At 71.3% G+C, this 18399-nt stretch carries 16 protein-coding genes; 6 read left to right on the top strand and 10 right to left on the bottom strand.

What is annotated here, in order from left to right:
• The first annotated feature begins 48 nt into the window (after positions 1-48).
• Positions 49-2841, top strand: a complete 2793-nt coding sequence (locus NAMU_RS11205; RefSeq protein ID WP_086008576.1) for an FtsK/SpoIIIE family DNA translocase — start codon at positions 49-51, stop codon at positions 2839-2841.
• Positions 2842-3217: 376 nt separating this feature from the next.
• Here NAMU_RS11205 and NAMU_RS11210 read toward each other — a convergent pair whose 3' ends face one another.
• From NAMU_RS11210 to tkt, 7 genes are all read right to left on the bottom strand, one after another.
• Positions 3218-4312 carry an IS110 family transposase gene (locus tag NAMU_RS11210; RefSeq protein ID WP_015747355.1) on the bottom strand — a complete coding sequence of 365 codons (1095 nt, stop codon included), beginning with the start codon at positions 4310-4312 and terminating at the stop codon, positions 3218-3220.
• Positions 4313-4635: 323 nt separating this feature from the next.
• Entirely contained in the window at positions 4636-5622 is a 987-nt protein-coding gene (locus NAMU_RS11215; protein ID WP_015747523.1) for a malate dehydrogenase, read from the bottom strand.
• Between the two features lie 158 nt (positions 5623-5780).
• Positions 5781-6536 (bottom strand): 6-phosphogluconolactonase, encoded by a 756-nt coding sequence (gene pgl / locus NAMU_RS11220; RefSeq protein WP_015747524.1) that lies wholly within the window; start codon positions 6534-6536, stop codon positions 5781-5783.
• The gene (locus NAMU_RS11225; protein WP_015747525.1) at positions 6533-7825 is read right to left on the bottom strand and encodes a glucose-6-phosphate dehydrogenase assembly protein OpcA; all 1293 of its coding nucleotides are present in this window, start codon (positions 7823-7825) and stop codon (positions 6533-6535) included. The genes pgl and NAMU_RS11225 overlap by 4 nt, the downstream gene beginning before the upstream one ends.
• 103 nt (positions 7826-7928) lie before the next feature.
• Positions 7929-9479, bottom strand: a complete 1551-nt coding sequence (gene zwf, locus NAMU_RS11230) for a glucose-6-phosphate dehydrogenase (protein ID WP_015747527.1) — start codon at positions 9477-9479, stop codon at positions 7929-7931.
• Between the two features lie 113 nt (positions 9480-9592).
• Entirely contained in the window at positions 9593-10702 is a 1110-nt protein-coding gene (gene tal, locus NAMU_RS11235; RefSeq protein ID WP_015747528.1) for a transaldolase, read from the bottom strand.
• A 54-nt stretch (positions 10703-10756) separates the two neighbouring features.
• A complete protein-coding gene (gene tkt, locus NAMU_RS11240; protein WP_015747529.1) occupies positions 10757-12880 on the bottom strand; it encodes a transketolase in 2124 nt (707 codons plus the stop codon).
• A gap of 316 nt (positions 12881-13196) precedes the next feature.
• On the opposite strand from tkt, the gene NAMU_RS11245 reads away from it, so the two are divergent.
• The 5 genes from NAMU_RS11245 to NAMU_RS11265 all read left to right on the top strand — a co-directional run bounded on the left by NAMU_RS11245 (position 13197) and on the right by NAMU_RS11265 (position 15650).
• Positions 13197-14150 (top strand): heme o synthase, encoded by a 954-nt coding sequence (locus NAMU_RS11245; RefSeq protein WP_015747530.1) that lies wholly within the window; start codon positions 13197-13199, stop codon positions 14148-14150.
• Positions 14147-14419 (top strand): hypothetical protein, encoded by a 273-nt coding sequence (locus NAMU_RS11250; protein ID WP_015747531.1) that lies wholly within the window; start codon positions 14147-14149, stop codon positions 14417-14419. The genes NAMU_RS11245 and NAMU_RS11250 overlap by 4 nt, the downstream gene beginning before the upstream one ends.
• Before the next feature lie 77 nt (positions 14420-14496).
• Positions 14497-14883, top strand: coding sequence for a hypothetical protein (locus NAMU_RS11255; RefSeq protein ID WP_041368757.1), 387 nt, complete (start codon positions 14497-14499; stop codon positions 14881-14883).
• Positions 14884-15048: 165 nt separating this feature from the next.
• On the top strand, positions 15049-15360 hold the full coding sequence (locus NAMU_RS11260) for a hypothetical protein (protein WP_015747533.1): 312 nt from the start codon (positions 15049-15051) through the stop codon (positions 15358-15360).
• 56 nt (positions 15361-15416) lie between these two features.
• Positions 15417-15650 carry a hypothetical protein gene (locus NAMU_RS11265; RefSeq protein ID WP_015747534.1) on the top strand — a complete coding sequence of 78 codons (234 nt, stop codon included), beginning with the start codon at positions 15417-15419 and terminating at the stop codon, positions 15648-15650.
• Here the strand turns inward: NAMU_RS11265 and NAMU_RS11270 are convergent.
• Genes NAMU_RS11270 through NAMU_RS11280 form a run of 3 tightly spaced genes read right to left on the bottom strand, consistent with a single transcriptional unit; the run spans position 15578 to position 18329 of the window.
• Positions 15578-16597 carry a COX15/CtaA family protein gene (locus NAMU_RS11270; protein ID WP_217180817.1) on the bottom strand — a complete coding sequence of 340 codons (1020 nt, stop codon included), beginning with the start codon at positions 16595-16597 and terminating at the stop codon, positions 15578-15580. The two genes, NAMU_RS11265 and NAMU_RS11270, sit on opposite strands and share 73 nt — an antisense overlap.
• Positions 16588-17388 carry an ABC transporter permease gene (locus NAMU_RS11275; protein ID WP_015747536.1) on the bottom strand — a complete coding sequence of 267 codons (801 nt, stop codon included), beginning with the start codon at positions 17386-17388 and terminating at the stop codon, positions 16588-16590. Before NAMU_RS11275 ends, NAMU_RS11270 begins: the two co-directional genes overlap by 10 nt.
• Positions 17385-18329, bottom strand: a complete 945-nt coding sequence (locus tag NAMU_RS11280; protein WP_015747537.1) for an ABC transporter ATP-binding protein — start codon at positions 18327-18329, stop codon at positions 17385-17387. The genes NAMU_RS11275 and NAMU_RS11280 overlap by 4 nt, the downstream gene beginning before the upstream one ends.
• Positions 18330-18399 lie beyond the last annotated feature (70 nt).

Here is an 18399-nt window from a genome sequence, read left to right on the forward strand (position 1 = left end):
CGGTGTGGCACGTGGGGTTCGTGTGACCGGCCGGATACGTTAGAAGGCATGGCTGCGAAGTCCCCGGCAACCCGGTCCTCAGGCGCGCGTTCGGCGCCTCGTTCGTCGTCCGGTGCTGCGTCGGGTTCCGGGGCGGGTTCCGGGTCGGGGACGGCTCGTCGCCCGTCGTCGGCCGGCACCGGCAAGAGTTCGGCAAGCAAGTCGGGCGCGTCCCGGTCGACCTCCTCCCGGGGCCGGACGTCATCCTCGTCGCGGTCCGGCTCGGGTTCGGGATCGGGCAAGTCCGCTCGGCGCAGCACGGCGCCGACCACGGCCTGGTCGAACACCGCGGTCCGGGAGCAGTCGCCGATCGTCACCGGGCTCAAGGGTCTGGGCCGGGGAATCCGCCGGCTGTGGTTGCTGGCCGCGCGGTGGTGCGGGCAGCTGGCCCGGGCCGTCGGCGCCGGTGCGTCCGCGACGCGCTCGATCGACCGGGCGCACAAGCGGGACGGGCTGGCCCTGGGCCTGCTCGCGGTCGCCCTGATCTGCGCGGTCGGCACCTGGCTCGGCGCCGCCGGGCCGATCGGCGCCCTGGCCGACGACGCCGTCCGGGTGTGGTTCGGCCTGCTCGCCTTCGTCTTCCCGGTGGCTCTGGCCGGCACCGCGATCGTGCTGATGCGCACCGACCCGGATCCCGATCACCGCCCGCGGCGGATCGCCGGTGTGGTCGCCGTCGTGCTCAGCGCGGCCGGGGTGCTGCACGTCGTGCACGTGGCCCGGTTGCCCGAGGGCGCGGTCGACTCCACCGGACAGCGGATGGAGGCCGGCGGCACCGTCGGCTGGCTGGCCGGACAGCCGCTGTTCGTGGGCATCACCGCCGTGCCGGCCATCTTGCTGCTGGTGCTGCTCGGCCTGTTCGGCCTGCTGCTGATCCTGGGCATCTCGGTGGCCGACGTGCCCCGGCTGGTCCGCGGCGGTTGGCGGGAGCTGGGCGGCTCGACCCACGACGACACCGACGAGTACGACGAGTCCGGCGACTCCGACGACCACCCGCTGGATCTGGAGTCCGATGCGCCCGCGCCCCGGCTGCGGCGCCCGTCCCGGCGCCGGCAGGCCGTGGAAGCCGATCGCGACGAGGCCACCGCTCCCGCCGCCGGCTTCGAGGCCGCCCTTACCCGGCCGATCCCGGTCACCCCGCCGCCCGAGGCGCCCACCGAGCCGCGGTCCAACTCCCGAACCGACGCCCGGACCGACGCCCGATCCGAACCGCGGGCCGGCCGCAAGGCCAAGCCTCCGGTCGCGCCGCCGGCGATGCCGTCCTTCACCGAGGCCCCCACCCAGCAGCTGCCCGTGGTCGCGCCCGATCCGAACTCCGGCTACCAGCTGCCGCCGCCCACCCTGCTCAAGCTCGGTGCGCCGCCCAAGGTCTCCTCGTCGGCCAACGACGAGATGATCGGCCGGATCAGCGGGGTGCTGGAGCAGTTCAACATCGATGCCGCAGTCACCGGCTTCACCCGGGGACCGACGGTCACCCGGTACGAGGTGGAGCTGGGCCCGGGCGTGAAGGTCGAGAAGATCACCGCGCTGACCCGCAACATCGCCTACGCCGCGGCCACCGAGAGCGTGCGGCTGCTGGCGCCCATCCCGGGCAAGTCCGCGGTGGGCATCGAGGTACCCAACACCGACCGGGAGATGGTGCGCCTGGGCGATGTGCTGGCCGCGCCGGACGCGCGCACCGACACCCACCCGTTGGTGATCGGCCTGGGCAAGGACGTCGAGGGCGGCTTCGTCACCGCCAACCTGGCCAAGACCCCGCACCTGCTGGTCGCCGGTGCGACCGGGTCCGGCAAGTCGTCGTTCGTCAACTCGATGCTGGTCTCGCTGCTGGAGCGGGCCACCCCCGAGGACGTGCGGATGATCTTGGTCGATCCGAAGATGGTCGAGCTGACCCCGTACGAGGGCATCCCGCACCTGATCACGCCGATCATCACGCAGCCGAAGAAGGCGGCCGCGGCGCTGGCCTGGCTGGTCGAGGAGATGGAGCAGCGCTACCAGGACATGCTGGCCCACGGCGTCCGGCACGTGGACGACTTCAACAAGAAGGTCCGCAACGGGCAGATCGTCACCCCGCCCGGCTCCGAGCGGGTCTACAAGCCCTACCCGTACATCCTGGGCATCATCGACGAGCTGGCCGACCTGATGATGACCGCGCCCCGCGACGTCGAGGACGCGATCGTGCGGATCACCCAGAAGGCGCGGGCCGCCGGCATCCACCTGGTGCTGGCCACCCAGCGGCCGTCGGTGGACGTGGTCACCGGCCTGATCAAGACCAACGTGCCGTCCCGGCTGGCGTTCGCCACGTCGTCACTGACCGACTCGCGGGTCATCCTGGATCAGCCCGGTGCGGAAAAGCTCATCGGCATGGGCGACGGCCTCTACCTGCCGATGGGAGCGTCCAAGCCGGTCCGCATCCAGGGCGCCTACGTCTCCGACGAGGAGATCACCGCGATCGTCGACTTCGTCAAGGAGCAGGCGCAGCCGGACTACACCGAGAACGTCACCGTGGCCAAGGCCGACCCGGCCAAGGACGTCGACCCCGACATCGGTGGCGACCTGGACCTGCTGCTGGAGGCCATCAACCTGGTCGTCACCTCCCAGCTGGGCTCGACCTCGATGCTGCAGCGCAAGCTGCGGGTCGGGTTCGCCAAGGCCGGCCGGCTGATGGACCTGATGGAGACCCGGGGCATCGTCGGCCCGTCCGAGGGCAGCAAGGCCCGCGAGGTGCTGATCAAGACCGACGAGCTGGACGAGGTGCTCGGCGCGATCGCCGGCGTGCCCGCCCCGGTGCCGGACGAGATCTGAGCCGGCGGCCGGTCGCGGGGCCGCCTTCGACCGGGCCGCGGTCCGGACACATCCGGTCGACTACCGGTTGGTGGCCAACGGTTTCGTCACGCTGTTCCGGGATCGGCAGGTGCTGCACCGCGACCAGAGGCGCGACGCCGACCGGGGCTGATCAACTCGGCGAAACCGGGTCCGTTTTGAGGGTTTTCGCGCCAAGTTGACGCTTCTATGTTTGTCAACCCTGCTAATTGATCTTCTTCGCGGCCAAGTGGTGCACAGCCGGTTGACTTGCACCGGCCGTGCGCCAGGCGCCTTTCGGGCAGGGCTGAACAGGCCTTCCTCGATCCGCTGGAGAAACGGATGTGGGCCGGCCGGGCGGTGGTGGGCGGGGACTGGGTCAGGCGGCCGTGGCGGCCTGACCGTTGGTCATCGTCGGGTTCAACGCCTCGATGGTGCGCAGGATCTTGAACATCTCGCGGGCGATGTACCGCTTGAGCATCCGGCGGATCTCTTTGGCCGTCAGGCTGCCGCTGCGCCGGCGGATGTAGTCCTGGGTTCGCTCGTCCCACTGGGCCCGGGTGACCGCGACGGTGTGCAGGGCCCGGTTCAGTTGGCGGTCGCCGCCCCGGTTGAGCCGGTGCCGCACGATCCGGCCGCTGGACGCCGGGACCGGGCTGGCCCCGGCCAGCGCCGCGAACGCCGCCTCGTCCCGGCAGCGGCCGTGGTGGCTGTAGGACACGATCAGCTGGGCGGCGACGACCGGGCCGACGCCGACCTGCTTGAGCAGCTGCGGAGCAGCGTCCTGAACGATCGTCGTCAGGCTCTTGCCGTTGTCCCGGATCTGCTGATCCAACTGGATGATCGCGTTCGCCTTGCGGCGCAGCACGACCAGCCGGGCCTGCTCCTCGATCGGCCGCCCACCCCGGCAACGAGACTTGGCCAGCTTCTCCAGATCTGTTCCACTCAAACCTTTTCGGCGCAGCGCCTGGTGCTCGGCGGTGCCGGTGAGCAGCTCGGCCAGCAGCTGGTTGTGCAGCTGGGTCCGGTGCCGGGTCATCTGTTCCCGGTCCACCACCAGCAGCCGCAACGCCTCCCGCACTCCCTCGCCGGTCCGCGGCGCCGGTACCCGCTCCACCGCCATGGCCAGCACCTTACGAGCGGCTAGCACCGCATCGCCCGGGTCGGACTTGCCGCGCCGGCCCCGCTCCCCGCGGGAGGGCCGCTCGACCTCGACGACCCGGATCCCGACCGCTTCCAACGCCCGGCACAGCCCCGCACCGTAGCTGCGGGTGCCCTCCAACCCGACCAGGAACCGGCCGGAAGGCACCACCCGCAGGATCCAGGTCACCACCTGGGCGTAACCCTGCTCGTCGTTGTCGATCGTGATCTGCTCGATCACCGCCCCGACCGGGGACACCACAGACAAACTCGTCGTGTCCACATGGGTGTCACCGCCGATGACGGCGTCGACCGAATCTGCCACAGTAGGCATCAGCTCGTGCTCTCCTTCCAGAGCTCGGGTCAACAAGGGTCGACGCCGGCCTGGAGGACCCACCCGCGGCACATCTGTGACGGGTCACCCGGCTCTCCGCGTGAACGGGGAACAGGGACAGGCTTCTTATCAGGCCAACAGGTGAGCAGGCCGGCGTCGGCGCCCGGGACGACACGTCAACTCAAAGGCACACCGAAGTGGCCGAATCAGCACCGAGCCAATCCCGAACACCAACCCCGAATCCTGGTCGAACACCCACCAGAACCGGCCTACCAACACTCACAGATCAGCCCGCGTTGATCAGCCCGCGTTGATCGGTCGGCTCAGATCAGGCCGAGCGAGCGGACGGCGTCACGCTCGTCGGCGAGCTCCTTGACCGAGGCGTCGATCTTGGCCCGGGAGAAGTCGTCGATCTCCAGACCCTGGACGACCTGCCAGGCGCCGCCGGTGGAGGTCGCCGGCACACCGGCGATCAGGCCCTCCGGAATGCCGTAGGAGCCGTCGGAAACCACCGCGGAGGAGACCCAGTCACCGGCCGGGGTGCCCAGCACCCAGGAGTTGATGTGGTCGATGGCCGCGTTGGCCGCCGACGCGGCCGAGGAGGCGCCGCGGGCGTCGATGATGGCCGCGCCGCGCTTGGCCACGGTCGGGATGAAGGTGTCGGCCAGCCACGCCTGGTCGACCTGCTCGGCGACCGGCTTGCCGCCGACCTCGGCGTGGAACAGGTCGGGGTACTGCGAGGCGGAGTGGTTGCCCCAGATGGTCATCTTGGTGACCTCGGAGACCGGCACGCCCAACTTCTGCGCGACCTGGGTCTTGGCCCGGTTGTGATCCAGCCGCATCATCGCGGTGAACCGCTCGGCCGGCACGTCCGGGGCGTGGCTCTGCGCGATCAGCGCGTTGGTGTTGGCCGGGTTGCCGACCACCAGGACGCGGATGTCGTCGGCCGCGACGTCGTTGATGGCCGCGCCCTGCGGCTTGAAGATGCCGCCGTTGGCCTCCAGCAGGTCGGCCCGCTCCATCCCCGGGCCCCGCGGCCGGGCGCCGACCAGCAGGCCGATGTTGGCGCCGTCGAACGCCTTGCGCGGGTCGTCGGTGATGTTGATCCCGGCCAGCAGCGGGAACGCGCAGTCATCCAGCTCCATCGCGGTGCCCTCGGCCGCCTTGAGCGCCGGGGTGATCTCGAGAAGGTTGAGGACGACCGGGGTGTCGGGTCCGAGCATGACGCCGGAGGCGATGCGGAACAACAGTGCGTACCCGATCTGGCCCGCCGCTCCCGTGACTGTGACCGTGACCGGTGCCTTGCTCATCCGAGATCTCCTCCTCAACGGCGGCCACCTGTTGGCCGCCACGATGTGGCCTGCCCGGACACTAGCGACCGGACGGGATCAGGTGCGGCGACTCGACCGATCATGTGGCGAGGGTCTCAGCATCGCCGCCGAACGGGCCGGCCGGAGCGCCCGATCGGTCAGGAAACCGGCGCTCGCGAGATGCCCGCAGGCAGGGCGGACGCCGATTCCCGATCCAGCAGGTACAGGGTGCGGGCCCGCCCGGTGGCGCCCGCGGCCGGCAGCGCCACCTCACCGGCCCCGCCCAGGGCGAGCGCGACGGCGGCCGCCTTGGCGGTGCCGGCGGTGATGATCCACACGTCGGTGGCTCGCCGGATCGTCGGCAGGGTCAACGAGATCCGGGTCGGCGGCGGCTTGGGGCAGTTGCGCACCGCGACCACCGACCGGGTGTCGTACACCGCCGGCGATTCCGGGAACACCGACGCCACATGGCCTTCCGGACCCATGCCGAGCATCACCAGGTCGATGGTTTCCAGCCCGTCGACGATGTCGGCGTACGCGGCGGCGGCCGCGTCGACGTCGTCGCCGAACTCGCCGTCCGCCGGCGCCATCACGTGCACCCGCGCCGGGTCCACGTTGACCCGGCTCAGCAGCGCGTCCATCGCCTGCCCGGCGTTGCGTTCCGGATCCGACGACGGCACGAAACGTTCGTCACCCCACAGGATCTCCACCCGGGACCAGTCGACGGCGTCGCGGGCGGGGGAGTCGTTGAGGTGGGCCAGGGTGCTGATCCCGACGCCGCCGCCGGTCAGCGCGACCACGGGAATCCGGCCGGTGGACTGGATGTCGACCAGCTTGGTGACCAGCCGGGCCGCGGTGGTGGCCGCCAGCAGGTCCGGGTTGGCGTGGATGACGACTTCCGGCGCCCCGCTCATGACGCATCCGCCTCGCTGCCCGGACTGGGCACGACCGGCTCGGCCTCCGGGACCGGCGCCGGGGTGGGGGCCGGCGCCGGGGCCTTGCGTCGCCGCGGGGCGCGCGCCGTGGCCGGGCCGGACTCCGGTCCGGTCGTGGGGGCGGTCTTCGCGGCGGCCGACGACCGAGTCGCCCGAGCGCCCGGCTTGGCCGCCGGTTTGGTGACCGCCTTGGTCCCGGCCTTGGTCGCCGCCTTCGGGGCCGTCTTGGCGCCGGCCTTGGCCTCAGGACCGGCCTTGGCCCCGGAACCGGCCTTGGCCGGCGTCGCGCCGCCGCGGGCGGTCGCGGTACGGGTGCTGGCCGCCCGGGCCGGACGGACCGTGGGCTCCGCGTTCACCAGTGGCAGACCCTTGGCCAGCACCTCGGCGTAGACCTCGTCGTCGTCCAGCCGGCGCAGTTCCTCGGCCAGGCACTCGCGCAGCGTCCGCCGGGGCAGCGAGATCGAGCGCTCCGGCTGGTGGGCCATCGTCAGTTCGGCGGTGGTGCCCTCGGGCCGGACCAGGGTGATCGGTCCGCCGCGGCGGTTCAGCACCACCGAATGCACGCCCGGCCCGGAGCGGGCCGGCGCCTTGATCCGCTTGGTCGGGCAGCGCAGGGCCAGCGCCAGCCAGGCGGCGAGCAGGTCGGTGGAGGGGGAGTCGGCCGAGCCGGACACCGTCACCTCGGTGACCTTCTCGTGCGGCGGCTGGTCCAGCGCGGAGGCGAGCAGGCCCCGCCAGCGGGTGATCCGGGTCCAGGCGATGTCGGTGTCACCGGGCCGGTAACTCTCCCGGCGCTTGGCCAGCTGGGCGCTCGGCCGCTTGGCCGAGTTGGCGTCGGTGATCCGGCGGTCGGCCAGGGTGCCGATCGGGTCCTCGGCCGGCAGATCGGGGGCATCGCCGGGCCACCACACGACGACCGGCGCGTCGGCCAGCAGCAGCGGCGTCACGACGGAAGCGCCGTGGTCGACCAGCGATCCGTACAGGCGCAGCACGATCACCTCGCTGGCCCCGGCGTCACCGCCGACCCGGATCTGGGCGTCCATCCGCGGCGACGCGCGTTTGGCCCCTCGGGCCAGCACGACCACCCGGCAGGGATGCTCGAAGGACGCGGCGTTGGCGGCCGCGATCGGGTCCTCGGCCTGCCCGTCCTCGGTGACGATGACCAGGGTCAGCACCCGGCTCAACGCGACCGAGCCGCCCTGCTCCCGCAGGTCCAGCAGCGATCGGTTGATCTTGGACGATGTCGTGCTGGGCAGGTCGATGATCACCGGCGGCTCCCTGCGTCGAAGCTGGATCGGGCGTGCTCGCCCGCGGTCTGCACAGTGCTCATGGACACAGTGCTCGTGGACACCGGGCTCATGGACGCCGGGCTCATGGACGCCGCCACTTTCGCCCGTCCTTGGCCATCATCGCGTCGGCGCTGGCCGGCCCCCAGGAGCCGGGCTCGTACTGCTCCAGCTTGGAACCGGCGCGGGCCCAGTGCTTCTCGAACGGGTCCAGGATCTCCCAGGACAGCTCGACCTCGCGGTCCTGCGGGAACAGCGACGGCTCGCCCAGCAGCACGTCCAGGATGAGTCGCTCGTAGGCCTCCGGCGAGGCCTCGGTGAACGACTGGCCGTAGGAGAAGTCCATGGACACGTCGCGCACCTCCATCGCCGGGCCGGGCACCTTGGACCCGAAGCGGATGGTGACGCCCTCGTCCGGCTGCACCCGGATGACCAGCATGTTGGACCCGAGTTCCTCGGTGTCCGACCGCGAGAACGGAAGGTGCGGCGCGCGTTTGAACACCACCGCGATCTCCGAGACCCGCTTGCCCAGCCGCTTGCCGGTGCGCAGGTAGAACGGAACCCCGGCCCACCGGCGGTTGCCGATGAGCAGCTTGACCGCGGCGTAGGTCTCGGTGGCCGAGTCGGGGGAGATGCCGTCCTCCTCCAGGTACCCGAGCACTTTGCTGGCCCCCTGCCAGCCGCCGGCGTACTGGCCGCGGGCGCTGCCGGAGGCCAGGTCGTGCGGCAGTTGCACGGCCGAGAGGACCTTGACCTTCTCCCGGCGCAGGTCGTTGGGCTTGAAGGTGACCGGCTCCTCCATCGCGGTCAGCGCCATCAGCTGCAGCAGGTGGTTCTGGATGACGTCCCGGGCGGCACCGATACCGTCGTAGTAGCCGGCCCGACCACCCACGCCGATGTCCTCGGCCTGGGTGATCTGCACGTGGTCGACGTAGTTGTTGTTCCAGATCGGCTCGTAGAGCTGGTTGGCGAAGCGCAGGGCCAACAGGTTCTGGACAGTCTCCTTGCCCAGGTAGTGGTCGATCCGGAAGACACTGGACTCCGGGAACACCTCGCCGACCAGGCTGTTGAGCTCGACCGCGGACTTCAGGTCGTGCCCGAAGGGCTTTTCGATGACGACCCGGCGCCACTCCTCGCCGTGCGGTTCACACAGCCCGGAGCGCTTGAGCTGCTTGAGCACCACCGGGAACGCCCCCGGCGGGATGGAGAAGTAGAACGCGTGGTTGCCCCCGGTGCCGCGGACCCGATCCAGGTCCAGCAGGGTCTGGGCGAGGGTGTCGAACGCGTCGTCGTCGTCGAAGGCGCCCTGGACGAACCGGAAACCCTCGGCCAGGTGCCGCCAGACGTCCTCGGAGAACGGCGTGCGCGAGTGCTCCCGGACGGCGTCGTGCACGATCTTGGCGAAGTTCTCGTTCGTCCAGTCGCGCCGCGCGAAACCGACCAGGGCGAAGCCCGGCGGCAGCAGCCCGCGGTTGGCCAGGTCGTAGATCGCGGGCATGAGCTTCTTCCGGGCGAGGTCGCCGGTGACCCCGAAGATCACGATGCCGGACGGCCCGGCGATGCGCGGCAGCCGCTTGTCGCGGGGATCGCGCAGCGGGTTCACCGCGGCGGCCAGCCGGCTGGATGAGGTCACCATGGAGGTGGTGGTCCTTCCTTCAGGATCGAGTGAACGCACAATCGGGTGAACCGGTCACCGGCGGCGCAGGGGCCCGCCCGGACGACCGGGACGAGCCCCTGCGCGCAGCGTGCCTACTTGCCGTGCTTGGCCAGCTCCTGCGAGACCGACTCCAGCAGCTCCTCCCAGGCGGCGATGAACTTGTCGACGCCCTCGGTCTCCAGAACGGCGAAGACGTCGTCCAGGTCGATGCCCAGGGCCTCCAGGCCGGAGAACACCGCGGAGGCCTGGGCGTAGGTGCCCTCGATGGTGTTGCCGGTGATCACGCCGTGGTCGGCGACGGCGGCGATCGTCTTCTCCGGGGCGGTGTTGACCGTTTCCGGGGCGACGAGCTCAACGACGTAGCGGGTGTCGTCGTACTTGGGATCCTTGACCCCGGTGGACGCCCACAGCGGACGCTGCTTGTTCGCGCCCTTGGCGGCCAGCGCCTCCCAACGCGGGCCGGTGAAGGTCTGCTCGTAGGCCTGGTAGGCCAGCCGGGCGTTGGCGATCGCGGCCTGGCCCTCCAGGGCGTCGGCCTCGGGGGAGCCGATCGCCTTGAGCCGCTTGTCGATCTCCGAATCCACCCGGGAGACGAAGAACGAGGCCACCGAATGGATCTCGGACAGATCGTGGCCGGCCTCGGCGGCCTGCTCCAGGCCGTCCAAGTAGGCGGCCATGACGGCGCGGTAGCGCTCCAGGCTGAAGATCAGGGTGACGTTGACGCTGATGCCCTCGCCGATGACGGCGGTGATCGCGGGCAGCCCGGCCTCGGTGGCCGGGATCTTGATCAGCACGTTGGGCCGGTCGACGATCTTGTGCAGCTCGGCGGCCTGGTCGATGGTGCCCTGGGTCTCGTGGGCCAGCCGGGGGTCGACCTCGATGCTGACGCGGCCGTCGACGTGGTGGGTGGCCTGGAAGATGCCGGTGAACAGGTCGCAGGCGTCCCGGACGTCGTCGGTGGTGACCTCGCGGACGGTGTCGTCGACGGAGGCGCCCCGAGCGGCCAGCTCGTCGAGCTGCTTCTGGTAGGACGCGCCGTCCTTGAGCGCGGCCTGGAAGATCGACGGGTTGGTGGTGACCCCGCTGATGTGCCAGGTCTCGATCAGGTTCTTCAGGTTGCCCGAGTGCAGGCGCTGGCGGGACAGGTCATCGAGCCACAGGGAGACGCCCTGGGCGGTCAGATCGGCAAGACGGTCGGTCATGGTGCGAACTCCTCGAACGGTGGATGGTGACGGGTCTGGTGGGGTGGGCGCGAATCAGCCCGCGGCGGCCAGGCTGGCGCGGGCGGCGTCGGCGACGGCTTGGCTGGTGATGCCGAATTTGGTGAACAGGGTGGTGGCGTCGGCGGAGGCGCCGTAGTGCTCGAGGGAGACGGGTGTGCCGTGGGCGCCGAGCCAGCGCCACCAGGGTTGGGCGATGGCGGCTTCCACGCTGACCCGGGCGGTGACCGCGGTGGGCAGCACGGACTCGATGTAGGCGGCGTCTTGTTGTTCGAACCAGTCCAGGCAGGGCACGGACACCACGCGGGCGCTGATGCCGTCGGCGGCCAGCGTGTCGCGGGCGGCGACGGCGAGTTGGACCTCGCTGCCCGAGCCCATCAGGATGACCTTGCGCTCGGCGGTGGGATCCCAGTCGGCCAGGATGTAGGCGCCCTTGGCGACGCCGTCGGCGGTGGTCCCGGCCAGGACGGGCACGGCCTGGCGGGTCAGGCACAGTCCGACCGGGCCGGTGAACCAGTCGTGTTGGCGGTCCAGCACGGCCTGCCAGGCGTAGGCGGTTTCGTTGGCGTCGGCCGGGCGCACCACGCTCAGGCCGGGGATCGCGCGCAGCGCGGCCAGGTGCTCCACCGGCTGGTGGGTCGGGCCGTCCTCGCCCAGACCGATCGAGTCGTGGGTCCAGACGTAGATCGCAGGGGCACCCATGAGCGCGGCCAGGCGGACCGCGCCGCGCATGTAATCACTGAATTGCAGGAAGGTGCCGCCGTAGGGGCGGGTCGGGCCGTGCATCACGATCCCGGACAGGATCGCGCCCATGGCGTGTTCCCGGATCCCGAAGTGCAGGGTCCGCCCGTAGGGCTGGGCGTTCCAGTGCTTGGTCGCGGCATCGACCGGGCCGAAGCTGTCGGCGCCCTCGATGGTGGTGTTGTTGGATTCGGCCAGGTCGGCCGAGCCGCCCCACAGTTCGGGCAGCACCGGCCCCAACGCGCTCAGGACCTTGCCGGACGCGGCGCGGGTCGCGATGCCCTTGGGGTCGACGTCCCACGACGGCAGCACCTTGGTCCACCCGTCGGGCAGGTCGCGGGCGGTCAACCGGTCGAACAACGCCTTGCGCTGCGGGTTCTTGGCGGCCCACGCATCGAACCCGGTCTGCCAGTCCGCTCGAGCGGCGGCGCCCCGATCGAGCAGCCCGCGGGTGTGCGCGATCACCTCGTCGTCGACCTGGAAGCTGCGGTCGGGGTCGAACCCGAGGATCTTTTTGACCGCGGCGACCTCGGGATCGCCCAGCGCGGAGCCGTGGGCCTTGCCGGTGTTCATCAGGGTCGGCGCCGGGTAGGCGATGATCGTGCGCAGCTCGATGAACGAGGGCCGGTCGGTCACCGCCTTGGCGTTCTCGATCGCCTCGAGGATGCCGGTGACGTTCTCCCCGCCCTGGACCTGCTGCACATGCCAGCCGTAGGCCTCGTAGCGGGCGGCGACGTCCTCGCTCAGCGCGATGTTGACGTCGTCCTCGATGCTGATGTCGTTGTGGTCGTAGATCACGACCAGGTTGCCCAGCTGCTGCCGGCCGGCGATCGAGGACGCCTCGGACGTGACGCCCTCCTCGATGTCACCGTCGGAGGCCAGCACGTAGATGAAATGGTCGAACGGCGACTGCCCGGCCGGGGCGTCCGGATCGAACAGGCCCCGTTCCCGGCGGGCCGCCATGGCCATCCCGACCGCGGACGCCAGGCCCTGACCCAGCGGGCCGGTGGTGATCTCCACACCCTTGGTGTGGTGGTACTCCGGGTGGCCCGGGGTCAGCGAACCCCAGGTCCGCAACGCCTCCAGGTCGGCCAGTTCCAGGCCGAACCCGCCCAGGTACAGCTGCACGTACAGGGTCAACGAGGAATGACCGCAGGACAGCACGAACCGGTCCCGGCCCACCCAGTGCGGGTCCGCGGGATCGTGCCGCATCACCCGCTGGAACAACGAATACGCCGTCGGCGCCAACGACATCGCCGTGCCGGGATGCCCGTTGCCGACCTTCTGCACCGCGTCCGCGGCCAACACCCGCGCGGTGTCCACCGCCCGCCGGTCCAACTCCGACCAGTCATCGGGCACATACGCCGTCGTCAACGCAGGGATATCAGCAGCAGCAGCGGAATCGAGCTGAGCGGTCACGGTGGGGCCAGCCTCCAAGGGGGGCGAGCCGACTGCCTCGGGCGCGCGACTCGCGGAACGTGTGACGGTGATGACATTCGGTTGCGGAGCACGTCAAGCCTAGTACGGGCGCGTTGAGGGCCGATGTCGCGGTGTTCACAGAGCGACGACCTCGCCGTGAGATCGCCGATCGCGACACTTGCCGGGGCGATCCGGCAGCCGGTACCGGGCCCACCTAGGATGAGCCTTTGTTCGGTCCGACGCCCGCCGCCGCGGTCGTCACCTCGGCCGGTTCTGTTCGCCGCACGAACCGTCGCCGCTGAGCCAGAGGAGTCCTGTGGAGGTCGCGTCCCGATCCGGCGAGGATGCTGCGGTCGTCGCCGGCCGGGGTGAGGTGGGCCTGCGGGCCCGACTCGGCGCCTACGTGGCGCTGACCAAGCCGCGGATCATCGAACTGCTGCTGATCACCACGATCCCGGCGATGTTCGCCGCGCAGCGCCAGGTGCCGGGCATCGGTCTGCTGATCGCCACTCTCGTGGGCGGCACCCTGGCCGCCGGCAGCGCGAACGCCCTGAACTGCGTGGTCGACGCGGACATCGACGCGGTGATGCGCCGGACCCGGGCCCGGCCGCTGGCCCGGCACGCGGTCACCCCGCGGGCCGCACTCGTCTTCGGGGTGATCCTGGGCATCCTGGCCGCCGCGGTGCTGCTGGTCTTTACCACATGGCAGGCCGCGGTGCTCGCGGTCGTGGCCATCCTGTTCTACGTCTTCGTCTACTCCATGTGGCTCAAGCGCCGCACCTCGCAGAACATCGTGTGGGGCGGCCTGGCCGGCTGCATGCCGGTGATCATCGGCTGGTCGGCCGTCACCGGCAGCATCGGCTGGCCGGCCTGGGTGTTCTTCGGCGTCATCTTTTTCTGGACGCCGCCGCACACGTGGGCACTGGCGATGCGCTACCGGGCCGACTACGCGGCCGCGGGGGTGCCCATGCTCCCGGTCGTCGCCTCCGACCGGGAGGTCGTGCGGCAGATCGTGCTCTACAGCTGGGCCATGGTGGCCTGCTCGATGCTGCTGATTCCGGCCTCCTCCTGGATCTATGCCGCCGTCGCGGTCCCGGCCGGCCTGTGGTTCCTGGCGCTGGCCCATCTGCTGCACACGCGGGTGCTCAAGGGCGCGGCGGCCAAGCCGATGACCCTGTTCCACCTGTCCAACCTGTACCTGACCGCGGTGTCGGTGGCCTGGGCCGTGGACGCGGCGATCGGTCTTCCGGTCGTGGGCTGGCCCTGGTGAGCGAGCCCGCACGGCTCCGCTCGTTCCTGGCCGCGCACGGCGGTGGCGGGGAGGCGGTCATCGCTCCCATCGGCCGGGTCGGCGTCCGCATCGTGGTGGTCGGCACCGACGGCGCGTATTGCGATGCCATCGCCCCCACGGTCGCCGAAGCCGGCCAGTGGTGCGAGCAGGCCGGGATCGCGGTGGCCGACGAGTGGACCCGCGAGCTGGCCGCGTCCGTCTCACCCCGCCCGGCGGACCGGCGACGGATGGCCGGGACCGGCCGCTGAGGCCGACAACAAAAATTGTCCACGACAACGCGAATTGTCGTTGACAACGTGCGTTGTCACATGGCATCGTCTGTGACGTGGAACTCGGCGAGATGTACGACTACATCGCAACCTTGCTGGCGGACGCCGCGGTGCTCCCGGACGAGCCCGACAGCGAGGAGGAGTTCGAGCTGGCCAAGATCCGGCTGATCTCCCGGGCCCGGCTGGTTCTCGACATCATCGAGGGTCAGGCCGTGCATTCGTTGCGCTCGTCGCTTCCGCAGACCAGCTATTCCGAGATCGGCGACGCCCAGGGCATCAGCAAGCAGGCGTCGCGCATCCGGCACACCAAGCTCGAACAGGTGCTCCGGGTGCATCAGCTCGACGGCCGGCGGCACAGCCTGGCCAAGGCCGTCGTCAGCACCAAGCACCGTCGGGCCGCGGCCCCGGTGCGTCAGGCTCGCCGCCGCCCGCGCGAGGGCTGAGCCCGCCGCGGTCGCAGCCCCTGCGACCCGGCTGTCCGCGGTGGCCCGTTCGGGTCAACCGTCGATCCCGCACACGCAGCGTCCGATCGCTGCGTGCACCCCCCACCAGTGGCTGCCCGCTACCCCGACAACGGGGGCAGCCGTCGACCCGGAAAGGTTCCCGTCATGGCCTCGAACAGCACCGTCAACGGTCCCAAGGTCGTCAACTCCCACACCGGCGCGTTCTTCGGCGCCTCGGTCGCGTTCCTGGCCGCGACCGGCGTGTGGAACCTGGCCAACATCTGGATGCTCAACATCCCGGTGCAGCAGCAGTGGATGCTCGGCATGGGCATCATCAGCGCCGTGTTCGCCACCGTCGTGGTGTCCAAGGTGGTCCGCGACCGCGAGGAGGCCCGTTCGCTGGTCAACGAGGTGCGGGCGGCCCGCTACGAGGAGATCCTGGCCAGCGCGCCGGCTCCGGGCCTGGGCCACATGTGATCGGGCCGATCCGGTCTAGCCCCCGATCGACTCACGATCGACCCAGGAGCGCAGTGATGATCAATCGACCCGTTCGACACCGGCGGCGGGACCGCGGCCGGATGGTGTTCGTGGCCCCGCCGGTCCCGGCCTGGGTACCCGAACCCGAACCGGTGCCGACGCGGACCAGCCGGCTGGTGCGGGTGGCGGCCCGCGCCGGCCGCGGCCCGGGCCGGCTTCAGCCGGTCGAGGAAGCCGCGCTGCGCACGCTGTCGGACGCCTCCGCGGTGGCCTCGGTGCTGGGTCGGTGAACGCCCCGGTCCCGGGTCGCCAGCGCCACCGCGGCGGCCGCGGCGACCAGCAGGGTGGCGCCGAGCACGTGCGCTACCACCAGCACCTCGGGCACCCCGGTGGCGTACTGCACGAGTCCGATCAGGCCCTGCCCGGCGGTGACCCCGATCAGCACGTACGCGCGCACCATCAGCGCGCGGGGGGCCCGCACGGCCAGGTAGCCGACGGTCATCGCGACCAGCAGGCCCAGATAGGCGAACATCAGGTCGGCGTGCACCTGGGCCAGCGCCCGCACCGGCAGATCCAGCCGGGGCGTGGCGTCGTCACCCCCGTGCGGTCCGGCCGCGGTGACCAGGGTGCCGGCCACGCACAGCGCCCCGAGCACGACGACGGTCGCCCAGGTCAGCAGCTGCAGCGGGCGGGGAACCACGGGCACCGGCGGCTCGTCGGTCTCGTCCAGCCGGACCAGCACCACGATGGCCACGAACAGCAGGACCAGCGAGACCAGCATGTGCGGGGCGACGGTCCACCAGGCCAGCCCGGTGAGCACCGTCAGTCCGCCCCACAGCGCCTGGAACAGCACCCCGGCGGGCAGCACCGCCGACAGCTTGACCAGTCCGGGCCGCTGCGGGCGGGCCCGCCAGAGCACCACGAACAGGCCCAGCGAGGCGACCAGCACCAGGCCGGTCAGCGTGCGGTTGCCGAACTCGATGGCCTGGTGGATGGGGGACAAGTCGGCCCGGCTCACCGGGACGAGCGAGCCCGGGTGGCATTCCGGCCAGGTCGGGCAACCCAGGCCGGACCCGGTGACCCGGACCGTGGCCCCGGTGACCGCGATCAGGCCATTGGTCACCACCGCCGCCCAGGCGAACGCCTTCTGCAGCTGATGCGAGGGGGCCCGGCGCCACCAGGGATCGGTGGGTCGGGAACCGGGCTCGCCGGTGCTCGCGGACGTCGTCATAGCCATCGGAACCACCGTACGGTCGCCGCCCAGCCCAGGACGACCCAGGCCACGAGCACCAGCAGGGACAAGGCGGACGGGGTGGCCCCGTCCATCGCGGCGCGCAGCGCCTGGGACATGGCCCCGGGCGGGGTCAGCTCGCCGATGGTGCGCAGGCCGGCCGGCGCCTGATCCAGCGGCACGATGACGCCGCCGACCGCCACGAACACCAGCCAGACCAGGTTGGCCACGGCCAGCACGGCCTCGGCCCGCAGGGTGCCGCCCAGCAGCAGGGCCAGCCCGACGCAGGCGGCGGCCCCGAGCAGCACCACCAGCAGCGCCCAGGCCGGGTTGCCGTGCGGACGCCAGCCCAGGATCGCCGCCGCGATGCCGAGCACCACCAGCTGACCGGCAATGACGGCCAGGGTGGCGACGCACTTGCCGGCCAGCAGCTGCGCCCGGCCGACCCCGGCCGCGGCCAGCCGTTTGAGCACGCCGTACCGCCGGTCGAAGCCGGTGGTGATGGCCTGCGAGGTGAATGCGGCCGAGAACACGGCCAGCACGATCACGCCCGGCAGTACCGCGTCGATGCGGGGCTCGGGCAGGGCGATCAGGGTGATCGTGACGCCGCCGATCAGCGCGACCAGCGGGATGATCAGCGCGAGCAGCAGCTGTTCGCCGTTGCGCAGGGTCACCCTGAGTTCGAGACCGGCGGTCGCCCCGATCCGTCGCAGCGGCGGCGCCGGCCGTGGGTCGGGGGCGAAAGTGCCGGGGATGAACGGCGAATTGGCCACCCCGCTCAGGTCGGGGCCGGTCATCGGCGGATCTCCCGTCCGGTCAGTTCCAGGTAGACCTCGTCCAGCGAGCGGTGGTTGACCTGCAGGTCGCCGGGCATGATGCCGACCCGCGCACAGAACGAGGTGACCGTGGCGACGGTGGCCGGCCGGATGTCGCCCTCCACCAGGTAGCGCCCGGGCTGCATCTCGCGGACCAGGAAGCCGTCCGGCAGGGCTAGCCGCAGCAGTTCGACGTCCAGGCCGGGGGCCGCGCCGAAGGTGAGCCGGCGCTGCTCGGGACCGCCGGTCAGCTCGCTGGGCGCGCCGGCGGCGATCACCCGGCCGTGGTCGACGATGACGACCCGGTCCGAGAGCAGCTCGGCCTCGTCCAGCAGGTGCGTGGTCAGCAGGATCGTCACCCCGTCGGCTCGTGCCGCCTGCAACAGGTCCCACACCAGGTGCCGGGCCTGCGGATCCATGCCGGCGGTCGGCTCGTCCAGGAACAGCAACTCGGGCCGGCCGACCAGCGCCATGGCCAGGCTCAGCCGCTGCACCTGCCCGCCGGACAGGCGCCGGACCGGGGTACGGGCCACCGGCTGCAGGCCAAGTACCTCCAGCAGCCAGTCCGGGTCGAGCGGGCGAGCCGAGCAACGGGCGATCACCCGGAGCATCTCGCCGGTGCGGGCCGCCGCGTGCGACCCGCCGGCCTGCAGCATCACCCCGATCCGGGGCCGCACCTGCGCGGCCTGCCGCCAGGGATCCAGACCGAGCACGCGCACGGTGCCGCCGTCCGGTTTGGCGAAGCCGGTGCAGGTGTCCAGGGTGCTGGTCTTGCCGGCCCCGTTGGGTCCGAGCATGGTCACCAGCTCACCGCGGGCGATGGTCAGAGACACCCCGTCGACCGCGCGCAGGGCGCCGAAGGTGCGGACCAGACCGTCGACCTGCAGCACGGGCAGATCCGGGTCGGGCGCGGGGAGGGTCACGGTAGTCGAGGATAGGTGGCGCCGAAGGCCCTCGGTCGCCGTGCGGATGCGGGCTGGATCACTTGTGCCC

The organism is Nakamurella multipartita DSM 44233 (genome assembly GCF_000024365.1).
In the GTDB taxonomy this organism is placed as follows: Bacteria; Actinomycetota; Actinomycetes; order Mycobacteriales; family Nakamurellaceae; genus Nakamurella; species Nakamurella multipartita.